Raw genomic sequence first — 24,319 nt, 5'->3', positions numbered from 1 at the left:
TGGCGACCCCGGTGTCATGGGGGTGACCGGGGTCGCCACCACCTCGCTCAGGCCTTGAGCACCTCGACCGCCACCTCGCCGCCGTCGCCGACCGCGCCGGTCACTCCGTTCTCCACCGACCCGTAGGCCACCGCGTCGGCCAGCGTCTCCGCCGCCAGGAACGCCTCGTGCGCCCGGACCGCCGCCACCACGTCGTCGGCCGCCGACACGGTCAGCGTGATCCGGTCCGACACGTCGAGGCCGGCGTCGCGACGGGCCTGCTGCACCACGCGGACCACGTCCCGGGCCACGCCCTCGGCCGCCAGTTCGTCGGTGACGACGGTGTCCAGCACGACCAGGCCCGCGCCACCGGGCAGCGCCGCCGTCGCGGCCGGGTCGGTGGCGACCAGCCGCTGCTCGTACTCGCCGGGCAGCAGGTCGATGCCGGCCGCGGACACCGAGCCGTCCTCGGCCGCGGTCCACTCGCCCGCCTTCACGGCCTTGATCACCTTCTGCACGGCCGCGCCGAGCCGCGGACCGCAGGCCCGCGCGTTGACGGTGAGCTGGAACTGGCCGTGCGCCGCCACGTCCGTGGTCAGCTCGACCGACTTCACGTTGACCTCGTCGCCGATCAGGCCGACGAACGGCCGCAGCGCCTCGGCGTCCGGCGTGGCCACCACGAGCCCGGCCAGCGGCAGCCGCACCCGCAGCTTGTTGGCCTTGCGCAGGGACAGCGCCGCCGAGCAGACCTGCCGCACCTCGTCCATCGCCGACACCAGCGCCGCGTCCGCGGGCACCTCCGCCGGCTTCGGGAAGTCCGTCAGGTGCACCGAGCGGCCGCCGGTCAGGCCGCGCCACACCGACTCCGTGGTCAGCGGCAGCAGCGGCGCCGCCACCCGGCTGACCAACTCCAGCACTGTGTGCAGGGTGTCGATCGCGTCCTGCTCGCCGGCCCAGAACCGGTCCCGCGAGCGGCGGACGTACCAGTTGGTCAGGACCTCGAGGAAGTCGCGGACGGCGAAGCACGCGCCGGCCAGGTCGTAGTCGTCCAACGCGCTCGACACCGCGACCACCAGGTCGTGGGTCTTGGCCAGCACGTACCGGTCGAGCACGTGCTCGCTGTCCACCCGCCAGGTGCCCTGCACGCCGGCCGCGTTGGCGTACAGCGCGAGGAAGTACCACGAGTTCCACAGCGGCAGCACGGCCTGGCGCACCGAGTCGCGGATGCCACGCTCGGTGACGATCAGGTTGCCGCCGCGCAGGATCGGGCTGGACATCAGGAACCAGCGCATGGCGTCCGAGCCGTCCCGCTCGAACACCTCGTTGACGTCCGGGTAGTTGTTCAGCGACTTGGACATCTTCTGGCCGTCGTCGCCGAGCACGATGCCGTGCGCGATGCAGTTGCGGAACGCCGGCCGGTCGAACAGCGCCGTGGCCAGCACGTGCATGTTGTAGAACCAGCCGCGGGTCTGCGCGCTGTACTCGACGATGAAGTCGCCGGGGTAGTGGTGCTCGAACCAGTCGGTGTTCTCGAACGGGTAGTGCACCTGCGCGAACGGCATCGAGCCGGACTCGAACCAGCAGTCCAGCACCTCGGGCACCCGGCGCATGGTGGACCGGCCGGTCGGGTCGTCCGGGTTGGGCCGGGTCAGCTCGTCGATGGTCGGCCGGTGCAGGTCGGTCGGCCGCACGCCGAAGTCCCGCTCCAGCTCGTCCAGCGACCCGTACACGTCGACCCGCGGGTAGGCCGGGTCGTCGGACATCCACACCGGGATCGGCGAGCCCCAGAACCGGTTGCGGGAGATGTTCCAGTCCCGCGCGTTGGCCAGCCATTTGCCCATCTGGCCGTCCCGCACGTGGTCGGGCACCCAGTTGATCTCCTGGTTCAGCTCGACCATGCGGTCCCGGAACGTGCTCACCGCGACGAACCAGGACGACACCGCGCGCTGGATCAGCGGCGTGTCGCAGCGCCAGCAGTGCGGGTAGGAGTGGTCGTAGGTCTCGTGCCGCAGCAGCACGCCGCGGTCGCGGAGGTCCCGGATGATCGGCTTGTTGGCCTCGAACACCTGCAGCTCCGCGTACGGCGGCACCTCGGCGGTGAACCGGCCGCGCGCGTCGACCGGCACCACCGGCTCGATGCCGGCCGCGTCGGTGACGACCTTGTCCTCCTCACCGAAGGCCGGCGCGATGTGCACCAGGCCGGTGCCGTCCTCGGTGGTGACGTAGTCGGCGGACAGCACCTGGTGCGCGTTCGGCCGGCCGGCGAAGAAGTCGAACACCGGCGTGTAGCGGCGGCCCAGCAGGTCGGCGCCCTTGAAGCGGGCCAACACCGTCGGCTCCTCGCCCAGCTCGCGGGCATACGCGCGGACCCGGGCCTCGGCCAGCACGTACTTCTCGCCGTTGGCCTCGACCGTCACGTAGTCGACGTCCGGGTGCACGGCGATGGCCAGGTTGGACGGCAGTGTCCACGGCGTGGTCGTCCAGATCAGCGCCAACTCGCCGGTCTCCAGCCGCATCCCGACCGTGACGGCCGGGTCCTGCCGGTCCCGGTAGGTGTCGTCCATGCGGGTCTCGGAGTTGGACAGCGGCGTCTCGCAGCGCCAGCAGTACCAGAGGACGCGGAAGCCCTCGTAGACGAGACCCTTGTCCCACAGGGTCTTGAACGCCCACATGACGCTTTCCATGTAGTCCAGGTCGAGCGTCTTGTAGTCGTTGTCGAAGTCCACCCAGCGGGCCTGGCGGGTGACGTAGTCGCGCCACTCGGAGGTGTAGCGCAGCACGGAGGTGCGGCAGGCGTCGTTGAACTTGTCGACGCCGAGCGCCTCGATCTCCGCCTTGGAGGAGATGCCCAGCTCCTTCTCGGCGCGGACCTCGGCCGGCAGGCCGTGGCAGTCCCAGCCGAAGCGGCGCTCCACGTGCTCGCCGCGCATCGTCCGGTAGCGCGGGACGACGTCCTTGGCGTAGCCCGTGAGCAGGTGGCCGTAGTGCGGCAGGCCGTTGGCGAACGGCGGGCCGTCGTAGAAGACGAACTCGTTGGCGCCGTTCTCGCCGGTGGGCCGGCCGGCCACGCTGGCCTGGAACGTGCCGTCGGCGCCCCAGTAGTCGAGGACAGCCTTCTCGAGCTGCGGGAACGACGGCTGCGCCGGCACGCCGCCGTCGGTGAAGGATTCGAGTGGGTAGGCCATCGGTGCTGCTCCTCGCGGTCCCGTCGTCTGTCGTGACGGGGACGACGCGCCATGGCTCGGCGCACCGCGGTACCACCCCGATTGCCGCCAGCGAGGTGGCGGCCACTCGTTTGCGGGCTGTGACGGGCCCACCCGTCCGGTTCTACTGGGGCCGTGCCGGCCCGTTCTTCCGGAGGCTCCCCGGTGATGGCCGGATCAGCGCCTGTGCGACGTCAAGGGTAACGCGAGGCAGCAAATCGGTTGTGACTAGTCCTTGGCGGCCCGGGCCGCCGCCGCGAGCGTGGCGTCCGGGGTGCACAGCGCGCAGGGCGTGAACCCCAGTTGCCGGGCCTCGCCGACCGGCAGCGGGATCGTCGGGCGCTCGCCGAGCCAGCCGCACGCGGCGAGGTGGTAGCGGGGTCGCTCGTCGAGCACCAGCACCTCGTCGGTCAACTCGGAGACCACCAGCGCGTCGGCCGCGTCGGTGTCCTCCTCCGCCGGTTCCTGCTGATCATCACGATTCGTGCCGATCCGGACACCCCCGGTGGCAGGGCTGTCAAGATCACCTGTAGCCTGCGTTTCTCCCGGTCCACCCTCGTCTTCCTGGGGGTCCGCATCAGCATCGTCGTCTCCGCCGTCGACGGTCGACCCGGCGGCAGCCAGCCCGCCCGTGGACGGGCGCGCGTCGGCGCGGCGCCGGCGCTGCCAGTCCAGCAGCAGCACCACGGCGCCGACGACGCTGAGCGCGACGGAGCCCCACGCCCACAGGGTCTGGGTGGACACGAGCGCGACGACGAGCAGCGCGAACGCGGCCAGCACGCACAGCAGCACGACGTACAGCAGCCCGGAAGATGCCCTTCCGGCGCCGCCGGACGACGCTGTGTTGTTCGACGACACATGGCGACCCTACGTCACCACGCGACCGTTCACGGCAGAACGACGCGTGCCGGTTCGTCGACACGTGTCATCGCGGGCAGACCCACCTGGGCCTGCCTCCCTCGGAAGATCCGACCGGACCGCTCAGCCGGCTTCGGCGCGGGCGCCGAAGGTGTAACCACCGCTCTGGCGTCCCTCGCTGGGGGCGGCCGAGGTGCGGTCGTTCAGTTCGGCCAGCTGCGACTCGAGCAGGCTCTTGAGTCGGGTCCGGTACTCGCGCTCCATGGTGCGGAGCATGTCGATCTTCTTCTCCAGCGCGTTCTTCTCCTGGGTGATGTTGCCCATCACCTCGGCGTGCTTGCGCTGCGCGTCGCGGTCCAGGGCCGCGGCCTTCTCCCGGGCGTTGCGCTCCAGGGTCTCGGACCGGGTCCGGGCGTCGTTGAGCATGGTCTCGGCGCGCGTGCGCGCCTCGTTGACCATGGTGTCCGCCTTCGCCCGCGCCTCGGAGAGCAGCTGCTCGGACTTGGTGCGGGCCTCGGCCAGCATCGAGTCCGCCTCGCCCTTGGCCTCACCGGTGAGCCGGTCGGCCATCTCCTGGGCGAGGCCCAGGACCTTGGCCGCCTGCACGTGGTGGTCGCCACCGGGCGTGGTCTGCTCCATCACCGACGGCGGCGGGACGGAAGCGAGGCGACGGGGTTCCTCGCGGCCGGGCATGGGGCCGGAACCGACCTTGCTCCGAGCGTCGTCCAGGTCGGCGCGCGCGGCCTCCAGCTGGGAGTCCAGCTGCTCGACCTGGGCGCGCAGGTCGGAGTTCTCCTCGATCAGGCGGGCCAGCTCGCCCTCAACCAGGTCGAGGAAGGCGTCCACCTCGTCCTCGTTGTAGCCCCGCTTCCCGATAGGAGGCTTGCTGAACGCGACGTTGTGCACGTCAGCGGGGGTCAACGGCATCAGATCACCTCACGGCAGTCACGACCGGTGCAGCACCAGGATCCCCGTCACCCGGGCTGCGTCAGCCGCATCAGGATGTATGCGTCAGTTGCAGGCTCAGTTGCATCAGTATGTACACGACCAGGAACACGACCATAATCGATAGGTCCAGCCCGACGCCCCCGATTCGTACCATCGGTATCACGCGACGGGCCAACCGGACCGGAGGGTCTGTCACTGTGTAGATGGTCTCCAGCGTGACCGCAACCCCACCGGCCGGTCGCCACTCCCGGGAGAACGCCCGGACGTACTCCACGACCAGGCGTGCCGAGAGCAGCAGCCAGAAGAAGAACAGCACGTAGTAGACGACCACGAAGACCGGTTGCACGCCACCACTGTGCCATCCGTCATGACTTGGGGAGGAAGCCACCCTCCGCGAGGCGCCTGCGGTCCTCGGCCGTCACTTCCGTGTTCGGCGGTGAGAGAAGGAACACCTTGTTGGTGACCTTGTCCATGCTGCCGCGCAGCGCGAAGGCCAGCCCGGCGGCGAAGTCGACGAGCCGCTTGGCGTCCGCGTTGTCCATGTCGGTCAGGTTGATGATCACCGGCGTGCCGTCCCGGTAGTGCTCGCCGATGGTCCGCGCCTCGGTGTAGCTGCGCGGGTGCAGGGTGATGATCTTGGCCAAGGGGTGTGCCACCGGATCCTGTGCCGGTCGCAGTCGCGTGACCGGCTCGTGCTTGGGCTCGACCGCGAGCGCGCCGTGGGTCGGCGCCTCGGTCGCCCAGCTGCGGCGGCCACGGGTCCGGTCCTCGGGCAGCTCGTAGCCGTCCTCGTCGTAGTCGGCGCGGTAGGACGAGCGGGCCGACAGCGTGCTGCCGCCCGAGCGTCGCCGACCGCTCGAGTACCGATCGTAGTCGTCGCCGCCGACGGAACGATCATCGCGGGTGCGGTCGTCGTAGTCGTCCCGGTAGTCGGACACGTAGCGGCCCTCGTCGTCGTAGCCGTCCAGGTCGTCGGCCGGCACCATCCCGAAGTAGGCCTTCAGCTTCTGAAGCGCACTCATGCCAGCCCTTCCTCCGCGACTCCCCGACGACCTGGACGCGCGGCGACGCGCCCGGGTTCCCCACCGCCTAAGGCGAGGCTAGCCCTCTGTACCCCAGCAGGCCCGTTCCGACACGCACGCACGTCGAACCCTGCCCGATAGCCGCAGCCAGGTCGCCCGTCATGCCGGCGGACAGCTCCACTGCCGTCGGATGATCGGCCCGAACCCTGGCGGCCGCCTTGGACAGGAGTTCGAAAGCCGCTCCTGGATCCATCGACAATGGTGCGACTCCCATCACACCGCGCAAGATCAGTTCACCCGATCGGGCTATCTCGTCGGCCAGTTCCATGAGTCCCGACAGCGGAACGCCACCGCGCTCCGGATCACCGTCCAGGCTGGCCTGGATCAGCACGCTGAGCGGCTCGGAGCGGCTCCCCCTGGTCCGGGCGCCCGCGACGGCCTTCGCGAGCGCAGCGGCCAGCCTGGGCGAGTCCACGGACTGCACCTCGTCCGCCCATCCCACGATCGAGCGAGCCTTGTTGCGCTGCATCCGACCCACCATGTGCCACCGGACGGGCACGCCGGGCCGCGCGGCGGCCACCTCGGCGGCCTTCGGGGCGGCCTCCTGGTCCCGGTTCTCGGCGAAGTCGGTGACGCCCAACTCGGCCAGCAGGAGGGCGTCGGCGGCCGGGAAGGTCTTCGTGACGGCGAGCAGCTTCACCTCATCGGGGCTGCGCCCGGCGTCGCGGCAAGCGTCGGCGATCTGCTCCCGCACGGCCGCCAGGTTCTCGGCGATCTGCCGCCGGCGGTCGTCGGTCATGCCTCGATCCAGGTCACGGCGGCCAGTCGGCCGGTCTGGCCGTCCCGGCGGTGGCTGAACAGGGTCTTGTCCTCGACCGTGCAGCGCGGGTCCACGCCGATCTTGGCCACGCCCAGGTCGGCCAGCTGGTTCCAGAGGCCGGCCCGCAGGTCCAGGGCGGGCGTGCCCTTGCGGGATTTGGCGGCGCTGCCCGGCAGGTGCGCCTCGACGTCGTCGCGCATCGCGGCCGGCACCTCGTAGCACTCGCCGCAGACGCTCGGGCCCAGCAGGACCTCGATCCGGTCGGCCTTCGCGCCCGCCTCGACCATCGCGGCGACCGCCGCCGGCACCACGCCGACCCGGGCTCCCACCCGGCCGGCGTGCACGGCCGCGACCACGCCGTTGTCGGGATCGGCCAGCAGCACCGGCACGCAGTCGGCGACCAGCGCCACCAACGCCAGGCCCGGCTGGGCGGTGACCAGGCCGTCCGTGGCCTCCGCCGGCGCCGCGACCGGGCCGTCCACGGTGGTGATGGTCCGGCCGTGCACCTGCTCCATCCACACCAGGCGGTCGGCGCTCAGGCCGACGCCCTCGGCCAGGCGCTGCCGGTTGGCCCGCACCGCCGCCGGGTCGTCACCGACGTGATCACCCAGGTTGAACGACTCGTAGGGGGCCTTGGACCGACCGCCGGCCCTGGTGGTGACGACTCGACGAACACGCATGAGGGTGATTCTCCCCGGTCCGACCATGACCCTGCCCCGGCACTTCGCTACCTGAGTGGCTCAGTTGGTTCCCGGGGGGGCACGTGAGTGGCTTACTTACCCCCAGGAGGCACCTGAGCCACTCACGTGCTCCACGGAGGAGGCATGTGAGTGGCTCAGGTGGCTCCAGAAGCGAAATGAGCCACTCACGTGGCCGGCGGGGCCTTGTGGGGCCGACGGTCGGGGGCGGCGTGCGTGGCTCGCGGCAGCTCAGCGCCGCATGAACGGCGGCACGTCCACCTCGTCGTCCGGGTCCTCGGGCAACGGGACGGCGCGGGACGGCAGCGAGCCGTGCCGCTCCGGCTGGGACGGGTAGCCGTTGCCGGTGGCGGGGCGGCTCACCGGCGGCAGCCCGCTGCTCGGGGTGCTGCTCGGCGGCTGGTAGCCGGTGTTGGCCGGCGGGACCGAGGTGTAGCCGTTGGACGGCGGCGGGTTGTGCGTGGCCGGCGGCGGCGTGTGCTGCTGCGCCGGCGGTGGGGTCGCCGGCTGGGCCTGCTGCTGCGGCACCGGGTTGCTGAGCTGGCCGGACTCCGCGACGGCGGTGGCCGTGCTGGACCGCGGGGGCGAGGTCAGCGCGGTCGGCTCCAGCTTCTTGTGCGTCGGCCCGCCGCTGTCGAAGCCGGCCGCGATCACGGTGACCCGAACCTCGTCGCCGAGGGAGTCGTCGATCACCGTGCCGAAGATGATGTTGGCGTCCGGGTGCGCGGCCTCCTGGACCAGCGACGCGGACTCGTTGATCTCGAACAGGCCCAGGTCGGAGCCGCCGGCGATGGCCAGCAGCACGCCGTGCGCGCCGTCCATCGAGGCCTCCAGCAGCGGCGAGTTGATCGCCTTCTGCGCGGCCTGCACCGCCCGGCCCTCGCCGCGGGCCGAGCCGATGCCCATCAGCGCGCTGCCCGCGCCGGACATGACGCTCTTCACGTCGGCGAAGTCCAGGTTGATCAGACCGGGCGTGGTGATCAGGTCGGTGATGCCCTGGACACCGGACAGCAGCACCTCGTCCGCGGAGCGGAAGGCGTCCATCAGGCTCACGCCCACGTCGCCGAGCTGCAGCAGCCGGTCGTTGGGGATGACGATCAGGGTGTCGCACTCGTTGCGCAGCTGCGTGATGCCGTCCTCGGCCTGCTTCGCGCGGCGCTTGCCCTCGAAGCTGAACGGCCGCGTGACCACGCCGATGGTGAGCGCGCCGAGCTTGCGGGCGATCGAGGCGACCACCGGCGCGCCGCCGGTGCCCGTGCCGCCGCCCTCGCCGGCCGTCACGAAGACCATGTCGGCCCCCTTGAGGACCTCCTCGATCTCCTCACGGTGGTCCTCGGCGGCCTTGTGCCCGACCTCGGGGTTGGCGCCCGCGCCGAGGCCACGGGTCAGCTCGCGGCCGATGTCCAGCTTGACGTCGGCGTCGGACATCAGCAGCGCCTGCGCGTCGGTGTTCACCGCGATGAACTCGACGCCCTTGAGCCCGACCTCGATCATGCGGTTCACGGCGTTGACGCCGCCGCCGCCGATGCCGACGACTTTGATCACCGCGAGGTAGTTGTGCGGGGGCGTCATCGGATCCGCCTTCCTGATCGTGGTACCGAGCTCTCGTCCTGCGGTGGTCACCTTCCCGTCCTGGCCGCCCCCGGCCAGGCTCCGGTCAAACTCTCAACCTCAACCGAAGGCTTTGAGTTATGTCAACCCCGACATTGGGGTGGACGGTATGCACCACAGGTGCGACGGTCCAGCAGCCACGCCGAACACGGACCCAGGTCTTCGACGGCCGACGCGTCGGCCGCCCCTCTTTCAGGCATGTCCCCGAGTACGGCGTCCACGCCGAACCACGCACTGCAGAGCGTAGTCTGTGCGGCCGCCGCGCGTGTGCCGTGGGGCGAGGTCCGGCCCGTTCCCGGACAGCGCCGCCCCACTTGTGGAATGCGGCGCGGCGAGGCCTTGACGTAGATCACCTCCAAGCCCGCCGCGGTCACGGTGGGTAGCCAGTACCGTAAGCGCGTGGCTGGTCCTGTGCGCGTGTGCCCCGAGTGCGGTCGACAGTTCGAGTTCAGCGATCCGGCGTGGCGCTGCTGCGGCGTGCCGATGCGGCTGGCCGCGCCGCCCGCGGCCCCCGTGCCGCTGGGACAGCTCGCCGGCCGACCGCTGACGACCTGGCGTTACGCCGAGGCCCTCGGCGTGCCGGCTCGGTGGTGGCAGCCGGCCACGCTCGGTGAGGGGATCACCCCACTGCTGCCCGCCGGCGACGGCATCTCCGTCAAGGTCGAGTACGCCAGCCCCACACTGTCGTTCAAGGACCGCGGCGTTGTTCTCCTGCTCGCCCAAGCCCTCGCCGCCGGCGCGTCCCGGGTGATCGCCGACTCCAGCGGCAACGCCGGCACCGCCGTCGCCGCGTACTCGGCACGGGTCGGGTTGCCGGCCGAGATCTTCGTGCCGTCGTCGACGTCGCCCAAGAAGATCGCCCAGGTCAGGGCGCACGGCGCCGTCGTCAACCTGGTGCCCGGCAACCGGGAGGCCACCGCCGCGGCGGCCATCTCGGCCGTCGAATCCGGCGGGGCCTTCTACGCGAGTCACGTCTACAACCCCGTGTTCCACCTCGGCACCGCCACCTACGCGTTCGAGGTGTGGGAGCAGTTGGGCGGGCGGCTGCCCGACACCTTCGTGCTGCCCGTCGGGAACGGGACGCTCGTGCTCGGAGTCACCCGTGCGGTGGCAGGGTTGCTGGCCGCGGGACTCATCCCCTCGGCCCCACGCATCGTGGCCGTACAGGCAGCGAACTGTGCCCCCTTGGCTGCCGCTTGGCGCGCCGGATCCTCGATGCCGCTTGCGGTTGACGCTTCGCCGACCATCGCCGAGGGCATCGCCATCGCCGCGCCAGCCCGTGGCGCGGAGATCCTCGCCGCCGTTGACGAGTTCGCGACCGTGACCGAGGAGCAGGTGCTGGCGGGCCGGTCCGAGCTGGCGCGGAAGGGTTGGTACGTCGAGGACACCGCCGCCGTGTGCTGGGCGGCCGCCCGCGCAGCCGGCGGTTCGTGGGGCGAGGTTGTCGTGCCGCTGTCCGGCGCCGGCTTGAAGACCGGCTGGACCCCGGCGAGTCCCGCTTAGCGTCACCCCGAATGCGTGAATCCGTTTCGTGCATTCGGTGTGACTGTGGGCGGGACTCGCCGGGGTTCTACGGGTTGGAGATGGTGGCCAGCTGGGGGCTGGAGACGTCGTAGACCTTGCCGGGCTGGGACATCAGGGCGGTCAGCACGGCGGCCTTGCGCGTGGAATCCGCGGTGCCGCCCCAGCGGACCTGGCGCCCGGCGGAGAGGGCGAGGACGACGGAGTTGGGGGACTTCGCGGACACCGAGAGGACCTCGGCGCGGATCTTCTCGGGCACGGCCATGAGGACCTGGACCACGGCGACGGCAGTCGGATCCGTGGTGGCGGAGCGCGTCAGCTGCAGCTCCGGGAGGCCGGCGGGAGCCGAGGGGACGGTGGCGAAGTCCTTGGCGGTGTGGTCGACGAGATGCGCCCCGCCAGGAGTCTTGATGACGCCGACGGCGACGCGTTCGGCGACGTCGATGCGGACGGTGGCGGGCCAGGAGCGGGAAACGTTGACGGAGGCGACCCGGTCGATGGCGGCGACCCGGTCGCGGATGGCGGCCAGGTCGATGGTGAGCATGGGATTGCCGGACGGCACGGCGGCGGCGTCGAGGACCTGCCGCTGGGTGAGGTCCTTGGTGCCGAGCACCTGCACGGACCGCACGCCCAGCAGGGGCGTGAAGTACACGCCGTAGAGCAGCCCGAGCGTGCCGAAGACGACAACCAGGGCGATGACGCGGCGGCGGATGATCTTGCCGCGGCTGGGGCCACGGCGGCGGACCCGGCCGCGGGTCGTCCGGCGGGCGCGGTTGGAGACGATGCGTCCGGAGCCGGTGCGATCGGAGACGACCCGGCCGGAAGCTCCCCGACCCGGACGGGCCGACCGGTCGGAACCGGCCCGCCTCGACACCCGCTCGGAGGCGCCGCGCCCAGGACGGGAATCCCCGGAACCGACCCGGTCCGACCGTCCGGAGGCAGCCCGCTCGGGGCCGGCTCCCTCCGAACCAGCCCGGTCCGAACCCGACCGTCCGGAGACCGCCCGGTCCGAACCGGCACCCTCCGACGCCCGGTCCGAACCGGCCGCCTCCGACGCAGCCCGGTCCGAACCGGAATGCTCCGAGGCGGTCCGGTCGGACGCGGGTCGCCGGCGAGCCGGGTCCTCCTCGGTCATAGCGCCGCGATGATCTCGGGACCGAGCATGGTCACGTCGCCGGCCCCCATGGTCAGCACGAGATCGCCGGGCTTGACGAGACCGGCGACCAACCCCGGCACCCGGTCGAACGACGGCTCGTAGTGCACGGCCCCCTCGGGCAGCGTCACGGCGTCGGCGACCACGGCACCGGTGACGCCGGGCATCGGGTCCTCACGGGCGCCGTAGACGTCAAGCACCACAACCTCATCCGCCAACCCGAGGGCCTCCCCGAACTGCACGGAGAACTCCCGCGTCCGCGAGTACAGATGCGGCTGGAAGATCACCAGTAGCCGACCGTCGCCGGCCACGGGCCGGGCCGCCGTCAAAGCGGCGGCGACCTCGGTGGGGTGGTGGGCGTAGTCGTCGTACAGCCGAACCCCGCCGCTGACGCCCTTGAACTCGAACCGCCGCCGCACACCGCCGAACGCGGCGAGCCCGGCGAGCAGCCCGTCGAGGGGTGCGCCCAGTTCCAGACCGGCCAGCAGGGCGCCGATGGCGTTGGCGGCCATGTGCGAGCCGGGCACGGCGGTCCGCACCTCGACCCGCTGCCCGTCGATCTCCACGACGGCCAGGCCGCCGGTCTCGACCGGCGTGTACGAAAGGATCCGCGCGTCCGGGCCATCGGCGCCGTATCGCCGGACCCGCACGCCGAGCTTCTCGGCACGGTCGGCCAACGCGGCGGAGCCGGGGTCGTCGACGCACGCGATCAGCACGCCGTCGGGCTCGATGCGCTGCACGAACGAGTCGAACACGCCGACATACGCCTCGACGGTGCCGTGGTGGTCCAGGTGGTCGGCCTCGACGTTGGTGACGACCGCGACGGCCGGCTCGAACACGAGGAACGAGCCGTCGCTCTCGTCGGCCTCGGCCACGAACACGTCTCCGGAGCCGTGGTGGGCGTTCGCACCGGACTCGTTGAGGTCGCCGCCGATGGCGAACGACGGGTCCAGCCCGCAGTGCTGCAACGCCACCGTGAGCATCGAGGTCGTGGACGTCTTGCCGTGGGTGCCGGCGATGCACGCCGCGCGCCGCCCGACCATCAGGGACGCCAGCGCCTGCGACCGGTGCAGCACGGTGATGCCGCGCGCCTTGGCCTCGACCAGCTCCGGGTTGTCCGGCTTGATGGCGCTCGACACGACGAGCGTCTGCGCGTTGCCGAGATGCGACGCCGCGTGCCCCAGCTCGATGCGCGCCCCCTGCGCCCGCAGCGCGAGCACGGTGCGCGAGTCCTTGGCGTCCGAACCGGACACCTCGACGCCACGGGCCAGCAGGATGCGGGCGATGCCGCTCATGCCGGCGCCGCCGATGCCGACGAAGTGGATGGGCGCCTTCACTTGTTCACCACCGACAGCACTATCTGCGCCAGCACGTCGGCGGCCACGCGGTGGCCACCGGACCGGGCGGCGTTGCTCATCACGGCCAGCCGTGTGCGGTCGCCGACCAGCGGCAGCACGTCCTCCACGACCCGCTCCGGCGTGAGCTCCTCGTCCGGGATCAGCAGGCCGCCACCGGCCTCCACGATCGGCAGCGCGTTCAGCGCCTGCTCACCGTTGCCGTGCGGCAGCGGCACGAACACCGCCGGCAGCCCGACTGCGGACACCTCGGCGACGGTCATCGCGCCGGACCGGCACAGCATCAGGTCCGCCGCCGCGTAGGCGAGGTCCATGCGTTCCACGTACGGCACCGCCACGTACGGCGGCGCGCCTGGCACGTCCTGCACCACGAGCGTGTTCTTGGGGCCGTGGGCGTGCAGCACGCCGACGCCGGCCTGGGCGAACGCGGCGGCCGCGTTGGACACGGCGTTGTTCAGCGACCGGGCGCCCTGCGAGCCGCCGGACACGAACAGCACCGGGGCGGTCGGGTGCAGCCCGAAGAACTGGCGGGCCTGGGCGCGCAGCGCGGCGCGGTCCATGGACGTGATCGAGTGCCGCAGCGGGATGCCGATCACCTGCGCGTCCGGCAGCCCCGAGTTGGGCACCGCGGCGGCGACCCGCTCGGCGAACTTCGCGCCGACCTTGTTGGCCAGGCCGGCCCGCGCGTTGGCCTCGTGCACGACGATCGGCACCTTGCCGCGGGCGGCCAGGTACGCCGGCAGCGACACGTAGCCGCCGAAGCCGACCACCACGTCGGCGCCGACCCGGTCCAGCACCGCCTTGGTCTGCTTGATCGACTCCCGCACCTTCAGCGGCAGCTTGAGCAGGTCGGGCGAGGGCTTCCGGGGCATCGGCACCGGCGGGATCATCTCCAGCGGGTAGCCGCGGGCCGGCACGATCTTGCTCTCCAGGCCGCGCGCGGTGCCCAGCGCGACCACGCGGGCGTCGGGGCGGGCCCGCATCACGGCGTCCGCCAGCGCCAGCGCCGGCTCGATGTGTCCGGCGGTCCCGCCGCCCGCGACGACAACGCAGGGGCCCATCCGGTCTGGGGCGGTCAACGCCGTCCTCCTTCTGTCGAACGTCCGTGGCCGGAGCGCCAGGCGCTACGCCGCCGGTACTCGGTCGGCGGCGCAGAGCGGTGCACCCGTCGCCGCTCCTCGGGCGAGGGCGCGGCGGCCCGGCTGCCACCGGTGCGCGCGGCGCCGCGCGGCGGTGTCGATGGTCGCACCGGTTTGCGCCGGGCCGGCGGCCGGTACGGTTCGGGCGCCGGCAGGCGCAGCAGCCCGCCGACCCGACCGGGGCCGAGGGAGCGCAGCGCCGCCACCGCGTCCGGCTCGTTGCGGGCGCAGTTGGCGAGGATCCCGAACGCCATCATGGTTATCACGATTGACGTGCCGCCCGCCGAGATGAGCGGCAGTGTGATACCCGTGACGGGAAGCAACCCGATCACGTACCCGACGTTGATGGCGGCCTGGCCGACGATCCACGCGGTCAGCGCGGAGGCCACCAGCCGGATCCACGGGTCGGTGTTGCGGGCGGCGATCCGCAGGCCGACGACGGCGAGCATGCCGAAAAGGCCCAGCACCACGATGGCGCCGATGAAGCCGAGCTCCTCGCCGATGAGGGCGAAGATGAAGTCGTTCTGGACGTTGGACAGGTAGTTGAACTTGGCCGCCCCCTGCCCGAGGCCGCGGCCGAACAGGCCGCCGTCGGCCAGCGCGTACAGCGCCTGCAGCGGCTGCTGGCCAGCGCCGAGCGGGTCCGAGTCCGGGTTGAGGAACACGGTGAGCCGGGTGTTGCGGTAGCCGCTGCCGATGGACGACACGATGACCGCGGCGGTGGCGCTGCCCAGCACGACCGCGAACAGCCGCATCGGCGCGCCGACGTACCAGAGCAGGGCCAGCAGCACGATGCCCAGGCTGACGGTGCTGCCCAGGTCGGGCTGCAGCATGATCAGCGCGAACAGCACCATGGACACCGGCACCAGCGGCACCAGCAGGTGCCGGTACTGGGTCAGCAGCGCCCGCTTGGTCACGAGCACGTGCGCGCCCCACAGCGCCAGCGCGACCTTGGCCAGCTCGACCGGCTGGAAGGACAGCGAGCCGAGCGTGAACCAGGAGTGCTCACGGCCGTTGGCGCCGGAGCCGAGCGGCGTCAGCACGAGCGCCAGCAGCCCGGCGGCGATCAGCAGCAGTGTGGGGCTGAACTGGCGCAGCCAGCGCAGCGGGACGCGCAGTCCGAGGTAGAACCCGATCAGGCCCAGCGCGTCCAGCAGCATCGGCTTGCCGAAGCTGGACAGCGTGGTCTTCTGCGCGTCCTGCACCGCCGACGCGGACAGCACCATCACCAGGCCGATCACGGCGAGCAGGCCGAACACGGCCAGCAGCAGGTGGAACGACGCCAGCGGCCGGCCCAGCCACGCGGTCAGGCCCTGCCGCAGCGCCGTGAACCGGCTTCCCTTCGCCGTGCGGCGGGACGAGCGGGCCGAGCGCTCCACCCCTGTGCTCGTAGTGCCGGGGCTCATGTCGGCAGACCGAGACGGGTCAGCACCGCCTCGGCGAATGCCCGCCCCCGGTGCCCGTAGTCGGTGAACATGTCCATGGATGCCGCCGCCGGCGCCAACAGCACGACATCACCCGGATGTGCCATTGCGCCCGCCAGGTCAACCGCCCTCGTCATGGCGTCATCGTCTCCCGTGGCCACCTGGCTCACCGGGACATCGGGCGCGTGTCGCGCCAGCGCGGCGGCGATCACGTCGCGGTCCTGCCCGATCAGCACCACGCCCGCCAGCCGCGGCGCGGTCTCGGCCACCAGGTCGTCCACGGAGGCGCCCTTGAGCAGGCCGCCGGCGATCCAGACCACCCGGTCGTGGGCACGGATGGACGCCGCCGCCGCGTGCGGGTTGGTCGCCTTGGAGTCGTTCACGTACGTGATGCCGCCCTGCTCCGCGACGACAGCGGCGCGGTGCGCCGCCGGCCGGTAGGCGCGCAACCCATCCGCGACCGCCTGCGCCGTGACGCCGTACGCCCGCGCCACGGCCGCCGCCACGAGGGCGTCGGTCAGTCCCGGCGGGCCGCCCGGCCTGACGTCGTCGACGTCGACCAGATCAGCGTCGCCGAAGGCGCGGTCGACCAGCTTGCCGTCGTGCACGCCGAGCTGGTCGGCCAGCGGCTCCTCCAGCGTGACGCCGACCTTGCGCGCCGCCGGCGAGTTGACCAGCAGCTTCGCCACGTACGGGTCGTCGACGCCGCCGATGGCCACGTCGCCGGTCAGGACCCGGGCCTTGGCCTGCGCGTACGCCTCCAGGGAGCCGTGCCAGTCCAGGTGGTCCTCGGCGATGTTGAGCAGCGCGCCGGCGACCGGCCGCACCGACGGCGCCCAGTGCAGCTGGAAGCTGGACAGCTCCACGGCCAGCACCCGGTGGCCGCCTTCGATGGCCTCCAGCACCGGCAGGCCGATGTTGCCGCAGGCGATCGCGTCCAGGCCAGCGGCCTTGAGGATCGACTCCAGCATGCCGACGGTGGTGGTCTTGCCGTTCGTGCCGGTGACGACCAGCCACGCCGACGGCTCGTCCATCCGCCGGCACAGTCGCCAGGCCAGCTCCACGTCACCGATGACCTCGATGCCGGCGTCGGCCGCCGCGACCAGCAGCGGCGCGGTGGGCTTCCACCCCGGCGCGGTGACCACGAGGTCCGTGCCGGCCGGCGGCTCGGTCAGGCCGACGGCCGGCTCGGCCACCCCAAGTCCGTCGACACTGTCGGCCAGCTTGGCCAGCCGGCCCTCGTCGGCGTCGGTGACCGTGACGGACGCGCCCTCGCGCAGCAGCGCGCGCACCACCGAGGGGCCGGTGACACCGGCCCCCGCGACCAGAACCCGCTTCGACGCGAACACCCCCGGGCCGCTCATCCGGTCAGGCTCAGCCAGTCGCTGTAGAACAGGCCGAGGCCGAACATGCAGCAGATGCCGGCGAGCAGCCAGAACCTGATGATCACTGTCGTCTCGGCCCAGCCGGCCAGCTCGAAGTGGTGGTGGAACGGCGCCATCCGGAACAGCCGCCGCCGGGTCGTGCGGAACACCGCGATCTGGCTGCCGACCGAGACCACCTCGACCACGAACAGGCCGCCGATGATGATCATCAGCAGCTCGGTGCGGGTGACCATGGACAGGCCGGCGACCAGGCCGCCCAGCGCCAGCGAGCCGGTGTCACCCATGAAGATCTTGGCCGGGGCCGCGTTCCACCACAGGAAGCCGATGCAGCCGGCCATCGCCGAGGCCGCCACCAGGGCCACGTCCAGCGGGTCGCGCACGATGTAGCAGCCCAGCGAGGACACCGTCGCGCAGTTCCAGCGGAACTGCCAGAACGAGATGATCACGTACGAGCCGAGCACCATCGCCGACGAGCCGCCGGCCAGGCCGTCCAGGCCGTCGGTCAGGTTGACCGCGTTGGACCAGGCGCTGACCACGCCGTAGCAGAAGACCACGAAGCCGATGACGCCGAAGGAGATCACCGGCAGGTCGCGCACGAAGGACAGGTTCACCGAGGCGGGCGTGATGCCGTCCCGGTTGGCGAACTGGACCGCCAGCAGCGCGAACGCGATGGTGGCCACGAACTGCCCGACCAGCTTGGCCGTCTTGTTCAGGCCCAGGTTGCGCTGCTTGCGGATCTTGATGAAGTCGTCCAGGAAGCCGACCAGGCCCAGCGCCGAGGTCAGCATCAGGATCAGCAGGCCGGTGACGCTGACCGGCACGTCGGCCTGGGTCGGGCCCTTGGCCATGTAGCTGTACAGATGGGAGACCAGGTAGCCGGCCCACATCGCGACCAGGATGGCGACGCCGCCCATGGTGGGCGTGCCGCGCTTCTTCTGGTGGCTCTCCGGCCCCTCCTCCCGGATCTCCTGGCCGAAGCCCTGCCGGGAGAACACCCGGATCAGGTACGGCGTGAGCAGGATGGACACGACCAGCGCGACGGCGGCCGCGACCAGGATGTTCTTCATGTGTTGAGCAGCTCCTCGGCGACCCGCCACAGGGCCTCGGACTTGGACGCCTTGACCAGCACGACGTCACCGGCTTGCAGTTCGTCACGCAGCAGCGCCACGGCCGCGTCGACGTCCGGCACCAGCACGGACTCCTCTCCCCACGAGCCTTCCAGATGCGCGCCCTGGTGCATCGGCCGGGCCGCCTCGCCGATCACGACCAGCCGGCTGATGTCCAGCCGCACCGCCAGCCGACCGATCTCGTCGTGCGCCCGCACGTGCTCGTCGCCGAGCTCGCCCATCATGCCCAGCACCGCCCAGGAGCGGCGCTGCCCGCCGCCCGCACGGGCCATCGCCGCGAGGCTCTTGAGGGCCGCGCGGACCGATTCGGGGTTGGCGTTGTAGGCGTCGTTGACGACCGTCACGCCGTCGGCCCGGGTGCGCACGTCCATGCGACGCTCGGAGACCCGCTGTGCGTTGCCCAGCCACTGCGCGACCTGCTCGACGGTCGCCCCCAACTCCAGGGCGACCGCGACCGCGGACAGCGCGTTGCCGACCTGGTGGGCGCCGTGCACGCCCAGCGTCACGTCGGCCTCGCCTTGCGGCGTGACCAGGTGGAACGTGGCGCGGGCCTGCTCGTCCAGCACGATGTCGGTGGCCCGGATCTGGGCCTTTTCGTCCTCGCCGACGAAGACCACCCGGGCCTTCGTCCGGCTGGCCATGGCGGCGACCAGCGGATCGTCGGCGTTGAGCACCGCCAGGCCGTCCTCGGGCAGGGCCTCGACGAGCTCGCCCTTGGTCTGGGCGATGCCCTCCCGGGAGCCGAACTCGCCGAGGTGAGCGCTCCCGACGTTGAGCACGACGCCGATGCGGGGCGGCGCCACCTCGCACAGGTGCGCGATGTGGCCCGGGCCGCGGGCGGACAGTTCCAGCACCAGGTGCCTGGTGTCCCGGTCGGCGCGCAGCACCGTCCACGGGTGGCCGAGCTCGTTGTTGAACGAGCCGGGCGGCGCGACGGTGGCGCCCATCGGGGCCACCACCTGCGCGATCAGGTCCTTGGTCGAGGTCTTGCCGGACGAGCCGGTGACGCCGACGACGGCCAGGTCCGGCAGCCGGTCCACGACGTAGCGGGCCAGCCGGGCCAGACCGGCCAGCACGGCCGCGCCGGCGCCGTCCTTGTCGCCGCTGAGCACGTACGAGCGGGCGTGCGCGTCGGTCGTCGGCGGCACGATCACCGCCGGGGCGTCGACCTCGCGGGCCGCCAGCACGGCGGCCGCACCCTGCTCGACGGCCTGTGCCGCGAAGTCGTGGCCGTCGACGCGCGCGCCGGGCAGCGCCACGAACAGGCCGTTGGCCGTGACCTTGCGGGTGTCGAACTCGACGGTGCCGGTGACCTTCTCGTCACCCGAAGCCTTGTGCAGGCGGCCGCCGACGGCGTCGGCGATCTCGCGCAGGGTCAGTTCGATCACTTGGCGACCTCGCGGATCGCCGCCGTCAGCTCGTCCCGATCGGAGAACGGGTGGATCACTCCTGCGACCTCCTGGCCGGTCTCGTGTCCCTTGCCGGCGACGACCACGACGTCGCCGGTGCGGGCCTGCGCCACGGCGTGCCGGATGGCCGCCCGTCGGTCGGCGATCTCCACCACCGTGTCCCGCCGGTCGGCCGGCACGCCCGCGAGCATCTGCGCCCTGATGTCAGACGCGTTCTCGCTGCGGGGGTTGTCGTCTGTGACGATCGTCAGGTCGGCGCGGACCGCCGCCGCCTCGCCCATCAGCGGGCGCTTGGCCGCGTCGCGGTCGCCGCCGCAACCCAGCACCACGATGACGCGACCGTCGGTTCGGGCGCGCACCGCGTCCAGCGCCAGCGCCACCGCCGCGGGCTTGTGCGAGTAGTCCACCACCGCCGTGAAGTCCTGGCCGAGATCGACCCGCTCCATCCGGCCCGGCACCTGCACCTTGGCCAGGCCCGCCACGATCGCCTTCTCGTCCACGCCGATCGCGTCCAGCACCGCGATCGCCGTCAGCGCGTTGGCCACGTTGTACGAGCCCGCGAGCAGGATCTCCACCGGCAGCTTGCGGCCGTGGCCGTGCGCGTAGAACGTCTGCGAGCCGGACCTCGACACCACGATGTCGCTGGCCGTCCACGTCGCCTCGTGCGCCGTGGACACCGTGATCGTGGTCGGCTTCACCAGCCGCTCGCCCCACGGCGTGTCCGTGCAGACGATCTCCAGGTCGGCGCGGCCGTCGAACAGCTTCGCCTTCGTGCGGAAGTAGTCCTCCATGTCCGGGTGGAAGTCCAGGTGGTCCTGGGACAGGTTGGTGAAGGCGCCCGCCGCGTAGTGCGTGCCGCCCACGCGGCCCAGGGCCAGGGCGTGGCTGGAGACCTCCATCGGCACGTGCGTGACGCCCTGCTCCAGCATCACCGCGAACAGCGCCTGCAGGTCCGGTGCCTCCGGCGTGGTCAGCGCGCTCGTGATGCGCTCCCCCGCGATGCGCATCTCCACGCCGCCCACCAGGCCCGTGGTCAGCCCCGCCGCCGCGAGACCCGCCTCCAGCATGTACGTCGTTGTCGTCTTGCCCGACGTGCCCGTGACGCCCAGGACCTTCAGCCGCTGCGACGGGTTGCCGTACACCGTCGCCGCCGCCGCGCCGAGCACCGCTCGGGGGTCGTCGTGGATGAGGACCGGCACGTCCTTCAGGGACTGCCGCTCCGCGCCTGCCGGGTCCGTCAGCACCGCCACCGCGCCCGCCTCGATAGCCTCGTGGGCGAAGTCCGCCCCGTGGGCCCTCGATCCCGGCAGCGCCGCGAACAGGTCGCCTCTCTGCACGTGCTGAGCGCGCAGCGTCACGCCCGTGACGGGCCGCGCGGCGTCGACATGCTCCAGCCGCGCGCCGATGGACGCGGCCAGCCGCTCGGGCGCGGTCGGCTCGATCTTGGTCGGGCGTGGCGGGGCGGTCGCGACCTTGCCCGGTAGTGAGTTGGCAGGCACGCGCGGAAGGCTACTGTGCTTTTGCCGCGCGTTCCGCGCGGGGCTCGGCCCCTTCGGGGCCGGTGCCTTCCTTAGCCGGATTTAACCCGCCGCATCGGCCTGGGTGGTGGTTGCGTTCTGGGGCGGCGGGTGAAATCCGGCGACAGTCCAGGCACCGGCGGGGCCTCGCGGTCGGTTGTCCCGGCGGCAAAAGGTTGCTCGGCCGTGAAGTGGATCACGCCTTGCCGGCTGCAAATCGCATTTCGGCCCGGCTCAACCATTCCCATCTCGGCCGCCAAGAGCCCCGCCCCTGCTTCGCCCGGCAAGGGCGAGGCAGGGGCCCCGAAGGGGCCGAGCCCGCCCGCCGAAGGCGGGGCCAAATTACCGCGGCTTGATGTTGCCGTTGTGGTGGAAGACGTTGTCGGGGTCGTAGGCGGCCTTGATCCGGGCCAGGCGCTCGTACTTCAGCGGGCCGTAGGTGACCTTGACGCGGTCCTGTTCGTAGTCGGACATGAAGTTCACGTAGCCGCCCGTGTTGCTGGCGTACGGGAGGAGCTGCTCCCAGTGGGACCGGACCCACGCCCGGTCGGCGGGGAGGAGCTCGGGCACGGGGCAGATGGCGGTGAGGCCGACGACGAAGCCGGTGCGACGGATGCCCCCGAAGGCGGTGGAGTGGTCGGGGGTGTCGGTGTAGGCGCCGCCGAGAAGGGCGATGGGGGTGGCGGACATGGGAGAAGCCTTGGCGGGAAGGTTGGCGACCAGGACATCGATGAGCCCGTCGCTGAAGTCCTCGACGTAGACCGACTTCTCGTACGCGTAGTTGCCCCGGAAGCCGATGCCGTCGAGCATCTTCTGCAACTCGGTGTACGGCAACGGGGTCACCAGCTCGAACAGCGGCGGCAGCGTGTCGCGGACCCGCCGGGCCAGGGCGGCATGGGCTTCGGTGCCGTCGAAGCCGGCGAGGATCAGCGAGTAGCCGAGCTTGCCGTGATGCTCCTCGGGCACGAAAGGAGCGGGCGGCGCAGTCATGCCGACGATCATCAGGCCGGTGTTGCCGAGGGTCGGCACGAGGTCGCGGACGAAACGCAGCGCCTCGGCGCCGCGTTCGAGCTCCCAGAAGAACAAGCCGACGTCGACGAGCGGGCCGACGGGGTGCAGCCGGAACTCGAACTCGGTGACGACACCGAAGTTCCCGCCGCCGCCCCGCAGCGCCCAGAACAGGTCGGGGTGCGAGTCGGCGGAGGCCCGCACCACCCGGCCGTCGGCGAGCACGACCTCGGCGGAGATCAGGTTGTCCACCGCAAGGCCGTGTTTTGCCGTGAGCCAACCGAATCCGCCGCCGAGGGTGAGGCCGCCGATGCCGGTGTCGCTGTACGTCCCGGCGGGCACGGCGAGCCCGTGCGCCTGGGTGGCGGCGTCGAGGTCGGCGTTGGTGGCGCCACCGGCCACACGGGCGGTCCTGGTGTCAGGGTCGACGTGCACGGTCCGCAGGCCGCTCAGGTCGATCAGTACGGCCCCGTCGGCGACGGCGGCGCCGCCGAGGTTGTGACCGCCGCCGCGAACCGTGACGTCAAGGCCGTGGGCACGGGCGTGGGCGAGGCAGGCGGTCACGTCGGCGGGGCCGGTGACCTGGGCGATCACCGCGGGCTTGCGGTCGATCTCCCCGTTCCAGACCCGGCGCGCGTCGTCGTAGCCCGGGTCGCCGGGGACCAGCTGCGGGCACGGCGTGTCGATGATCGGCGGCATGCCGGACATCATCCGAGTGAACCGTCACGGCGGCGTCACGCGTAGCAACCCGCGACGATTTCCCAGCGGCAGAAGGGAATTCCATCGTGTTCGACGATGCCAACAACTGGTGACGACTATCTGCGGCGGCGGCGAGCCTGGTACCAGGTCAGGCTCGCCGCCGCCGCGACCAGTGTGCCGGTGATGCCGGCACCGGACAACACGTTCGGCGCGCCGAACGTCTCCGCGCACACGCCCGCGAGCAGCAGGCCGGTGCCCTGCGCGGTCCGCAGCGCCATCACCGCGAGCCCGAATGCCTGGCCACGGCCGTGATCGGGCACCGACTGCACGAACGCGGAGCGGGCCACCATGTGGTAGGCGGAGCCGATACCGGACACGACCAGAAGGGCAACCATCACCGGTACGGAAGGGCGCAAGGCGCTCAGCACCAACGGAAGGCAGGCCGTCACGGCGAGCGGGCCGAGCAGTTGCAGGCGGCGACCCGGCAGCAGCCGGCTGATCGCCCACATGCCGACGATCGTGCCCGCCGGCCCGGCCGCGAGCAGCAGCCCGACGCCGCCCTCCGACCCCGTCACGTCCACCGCGTACGGGACCGCCAACGCCTCGATCGTCACGTAGAAACCGGCGACGCAGGCGAGCAGCACCAGGGCCCGCAGCTTCGGCGTCGTCCACACCGTCACCGCGCCCGTCACCAGCGACGGCCACCACGGCTGCACCGGGTCGCGCACGGTCGGGAACGCCGGCACCGGGCGGTCGTGCACGCCGAGCCGTACGATCACCGCCGAGATCAGGAACGTCGCCGCGTCGATCTGCAGGCCGCGGTCCGGACCGGTGGCGACGATCACCAGGCCGCCGACCACGAAGCCCAGCACCTGCGCGAACTGGTCCACCATGTCCGCCGCGCCCGTGCCGAGCACGTAGCGGTCCCCCCGGAGCACCGACGCCAGCGTCGCCGCCCGCGCCGCGCTGAACGGCGCTCCCAGTGCGTGCACGCCCACCAGGAGGCCGCACAGCAGCGGCAACGGCATCCCCGGCAAGGCCATCAGCGCCACCAGAATCGCTCGGGCCAGGTCCGTCGCCACCATCACCGTGCGGCGTGGGTAGCGGTCCGCGATGCCCGCCAGCAGCGGCCCCGCGAACAGGTCCGGCAGGTACGTCAGCGCGTACGCCAGGGCCGTCAGCCCCGGGGACTGCGTGCGGTCGAACACCAGGACCGACAGCGCCACCCGGGCGAACTGGTCGCCGATCACCGACAGCAGCTGGGCTGCGAACACGGCACGGAACTCGCGTACGGCAAAGACGTCCGAATACCGCGCCGCCTGCTGCTCGCAGACCATCCGCACCTCCCCGAGTCCGGCATTCCCTTCTACCTGACGCGGCGTCAAGGAGCCGACGCCTGTCACCCGATGAGCCCAGCCGGGTTCCGCCGCTGCTGCGACGAAC

The 24,319-nt window shown here is 71.8% G+C and carries 19 protein-coding genes; 1 reads left to right on the top strand and 18 read right to left on the bottom strand.

Annotated features, from left to right (window positions below; genetic code table 11):
- Window positions 1-47 precede the first annotated feature (47 nt).
- The 8 genes from ileS to ftsZ form a co-directional block, all read right to left on the bottom strand.
- Window positions 48-3,164: an isoleucine--tRNA ligase gene (gene ileS / locus BJ998_RS27445; protein WP_184866212.1), complete on the bottom strand. Its 3,117-nt coding sequence runs from the start codon at window positions 3,162-3,164 to the stop codon at window positions 48-50.
- Window positions 3,165-3,410: 246 nt separating this feature from the next.
- The gene (locus BJ998_RS27440; protein ID WP_312890355.1) at window positions 3,411-4,040 is read right to left on the bottom strand and encodes a hypothetical protein; all 630 of its coding nucleotides are present in this window, start codon (window positions 4,038-4,040) and stop codon (window positions 3,411-3,413) included.
- Window positions 4,041-4,163: 123 nt separating this feature from the next.
- Window positions 4,164-4,967, bottom strand: a complete 804-nt coding sequence (wag31, locus tag BJ998_RS27435; protein WP_043723091.1) for a DivIVA-like cell division protein Wag31 — start codon at window positions 4,965-4,967, stop codon at window positions 4,164-4,166.
- A 70-nt stretch (window positions 4,968-5,037) separates the two neighbouring features.
- On the bottom strand, window positions 5,038-5,334 hold the full coding sequence (locus BJ998_RS27430; protein WP_184866210.1) for a YggT family protein: 297 nt from the start codon (window positions 5,332-5,334) through the stop codon (window positions 5,038-5,040).
- 19 nt (window positions 5,335-5,353) lie between these two features.
- Window positions 5,354-6,010: a cell division protein SepF gene (locus BJ998_RS27425; protein ID WP_184866208.1), complete on the bottom strand. Its 657-nt coding sequence runs from the start codon at window positions 6,008-6,010 to the stop codon at window positions 5,354-5,356.
- 67 nt (window positions 6,011-6,077) lie between these two features.
- Complete coding sequence (locus tag BJ998_RS27420; protein WP_184866206.1) at window positions 6,078-6,809, bottom strand: YggS family pyridoxal phosphate-dependent enzyme; 732 nt, start codon at window positions 6,807-6,809, stop codon at window positions 6,078-6,080.
- Entirely contained in the window at window positions 6,806-7,510 is a 705-nt protein-coding gene (gene pgeF, locus BJ998_RS27415; protein WP_184866204.1) for a peptidoglycan editing factor PgeF, read from the bottom strand. The genes BJ998_RS27420 and pgeF overlap by 4 nt, the downstream gene beginning before the upstream one ends.
- Before the next feature lie 249 nt (window positions 7,511-7,759).
- A complete protein-coding gene (ftsZ, locus tag BJ998_RS27410; protein ID WP_184866202.1) occupies window positions 7,760-9,100 on the bottom strand; it encodes a cell division protein FtsZ in 1,341 nt (446 codons plus the stop codon).
- Between the two features lie 438 nt (window positions 9,101-9,538).
- Between ftsZ and BJ998_RS27405 the strand changes: the two genes are divergently transcribed.
- Window positions 9,539-10,642 (top strand): pyridoxal-phosphate dependent enzyme, encoded by a 1,104-nt coding sequence (locus BJ998_RS27405; protein WP_221338142.1) that lies wholly within the window; start codon window positions 9,539-9,541, stop codon window positions 10,640-10,642.
- A 67-nt stretch (window positions 10,643-10,709) separates the two neighbouring features.
- Here BJ998_RS27405 and BJ998_RS47710 read toward each other — a convergent pair whose 3' ends face one another.
- The 10 genes from BJ998_RS47710 to BJ998_RS27355 all read right to left on the bottom strand — a co-directional run bounded on the left by BJ998_RS47710 (window position 10,710) and on the right by BJ998_RS27355 (window position 24,213).
- The gene (locus BJ998_RS47710) at window positions 10,710-11,534 is read right to left on the bottom strand and encodes a cell division protein FtsQ/DivIB (RefSeq protein WP_312890354.1); all 825 of its coding nucleotides are present in this window, start codon (window positions 11,532-11,534) and stop codon (window positions 10,710-10,712) included.
- 257 nt (window positions 11,535-11,791) lie between these two features.
- Complete coding sequence (murC, locus tag BJ998_RS27395; RefSeq protein WP_312890353.1) at window positions 11,792-13,150, bottom strand: UDP-N-acetylmuramate--L-alanine ligase; 1,359 nt, start codon at window positions 13,148-13,150, stop codon at window positions 11,792-11,794.
- On the bottom strand, window positions 13,147-14,229 hold the full coding sequence (gene murG / locus BJ998_RS27390) for an undecaprenyldiphospho-muramoylpentapeptide beta-N-acetylglucosaminyltransferase (protein ID WP_184868967.1): 1,083 nt from the start codon (window positions 14,227-14,229) through the stop codon (window positions 13,147-13,149). Before murG ends, murC begins: the two co-directional genes overlap by 4 nt.
- 14 nt (window positions 14,230-14,243) lie before the next feature.
- Window positions 14,244-15,713 carry a putative lipid II flippase FtsW gene (gene ftsW / locus BJ998_RS27385; protein ID WP_184866198.1) on the bottom strand — a complete coding sequence of 490 codons (1,470 nt, stop codon included), beginning with the start codon at window positions 15,711-15,713 and terminating at the stop codon, window positions 14,244-14,246.
- The gene (murD, locus tag BJ998_RS27380; protein ID WP_184866196.1) at window positions 15,710-17,095 is read right to left on the bottom strand and encodes a UDP-N-acetylmuramoyl-L-alanine--D-glutamate ligase; all 1,386 of its coding nucleotides are present in this window, start codon (window positions 17,093-17,095) and stop codon (window positions 15,710-15,712) included. Before murD ends, ftsW begins: the two co-directional genes overlap by 4 nt.
- Window positions 17,092-18,183, bottom strand: coding sequence for a phospho-N-acetylmuramoyl-pentapeptide-transferase (gene mraY / locus BJ998_RS27375; RefSeq protein WP_184866194.1), 1,092 nt, complete (start codon window positions 18,181-18,183; stop codon window positions 17,092-17,094). Before mraY ends, murD begins: the two co-directional genes overlap by 4 nt.
- Window positions 18,180-19,631, bottom strand: coding sequence for a UDP-N-acetylmuramoyl-tripeptide--D-alanyl-D-alanine ligase (locus BJ998_RS27370; protein WP_184866192.1), 1,452 nt, complete (start codon window positions 19,629-19,631; stop codon window positions 18,180-18,182). Before BJ998_RS27370 ends, mraY begins: the two co-directional genes overlap by 4 nt.
- Complete coding sequence (locus tag BJ998_RS27365; protein WP_184866190.1) at window positions 19,628-21,151, bottom strand: UDP-N-acetylmuramoyl-L-alanyl-D-glutamate--2,6-diaminopimelate ligase; 1,524 nt, start codon at window positions 21,149-21,151, stop codon at window positions 19,628-19,630. Before BJ998_RS27365 ends, BJ998_RS27370 begins: the two co-directional genes overlap by 4 nt.
- Window positions 21,152-21,511: 360 nt before the next feature.
- Entirely contained in the window at window positions 21,512-22,876 is a 1,365-nt protein-coding gene (locus tag BJ998_RS27360) for an FAD-binding oxidoreductase (protein ID WP_246488663.1), read from the bottom strand.
- Window positions 22,877-22,992: 116 nt separating this feature from the next.
- Window positions 22,993-24,213 (bottom strand): MFS transporter, encoded by a 1,221-nt coding sequence (locus BJ998_RS27355; protein WP_184866186.1) that lies wholly within the window; start codon window positions 24,211-24,213, stop codon window positions 22,993-22,995.
- Window positions 24,214-24,319 lie beyond the last annotated feature (106 nt).

This window comes from Kutzneria kofuensis (assembly GCF_014203355.1).
In the GTDB taxonomy this organism is placed as follows: Bacteria; Actinomycetota; Actinomycetes; order Mycobacteriales; family Pseudonocardiaceae; genus Kutzneria; species Kutzneria kofuensis.
Note: the sequence above shows the minus strand (reverse complement) of the source record. Positions and strands in the feature narration are given on the sequence as shown.

Excerpts from the sequence above, each read along its gene's own strand:
- wag31 (WP_043723091.1), bottom strand. The coding sequence starts at position 4,967 with ATGCCGTTGACCCCCGCTGACGTGCACAACGTCGCGTTCAGCAAGCCT.
- BJ998_RS27420 (WP_184866206.1), bottom strand. The coding sequence starts at position 6,809 with ATGACCGACGACCGCCGGCGGCAGATCGCCGAGAACCTGGCGGCCGTG.
- ftsZ (WP_184866202.1), bottom strand. The coding sequence starts at position 9,100 with ATGACGCCCCCGCACAACTACCTCGCGGTGATCAAAGTCGTCGGCATC.
- pgeF (WP_184866204.1), bottom strand. The coding sequence starts at position 7,510 with ATGCGTGTTCGTCGAGTCGTCACCACCAGGGCCGGCGGTCGGTCCAAG.
- murG (WP_184868967.1), bottom strand. The coding sequence starts at position 14,229 with ATGGGCCCCTGCGTTGTCGTCGCGGGCGGCGGGACCGCCGGACACATC.
- BJ998_RS27425 (WP_184866208.1), bottom strand. The coding sequence starts at position 6,010 with ATGAGTGCGCTTCAGAAGCTGAAGGCCTACTTCGGGATGGTGCCGGCC.
- murD (WP_184866196.1), bottom strand. The coding sequence starts at position 17,095 with ATGAGCGGCCCGGGGGTGTTCGCGTCGAAGCGGGTTCTGGTCGCGGGG.
- ftsW (WP_184866198.1), bottom strand. The coding sequence starts at position 15,713 with ATGAGCCCCGGCACTACGAGCACAGGGGTGGAGCGCTCGGCCCGCTCG.
- ileS (WP_184866212.1), bottom strand. The coding sequence starts at position 3,164 with ATGGCCTACCCACTCGAATCCTTCACCGACGGCGGCGTGCCGGCGCAG.
- BJ998_RS27355 (WP_184866186.1), bottom strand. The coding sequence starts at position 24,213 with ATGGTCTGCGAGCAGCAGGCGGCGCGGTATTCGGACGTCTTTGCCGTA.
- mraY (WP_184866194.1), bottom strand. The coding sequence starts at position 18,183 with ATGAAGAACATCCTGGTCGCGGCCGCCGTCGCGCTGGTCGTGTCCATC.
- BJ998_RS27360 (WP_246488663.1), bottom strand. The coding sequence starts at position 22,876 with ATGCCGCCGATCATCGACACGCCGTGCCCGCAGCTGGTCCCCGGCGAC.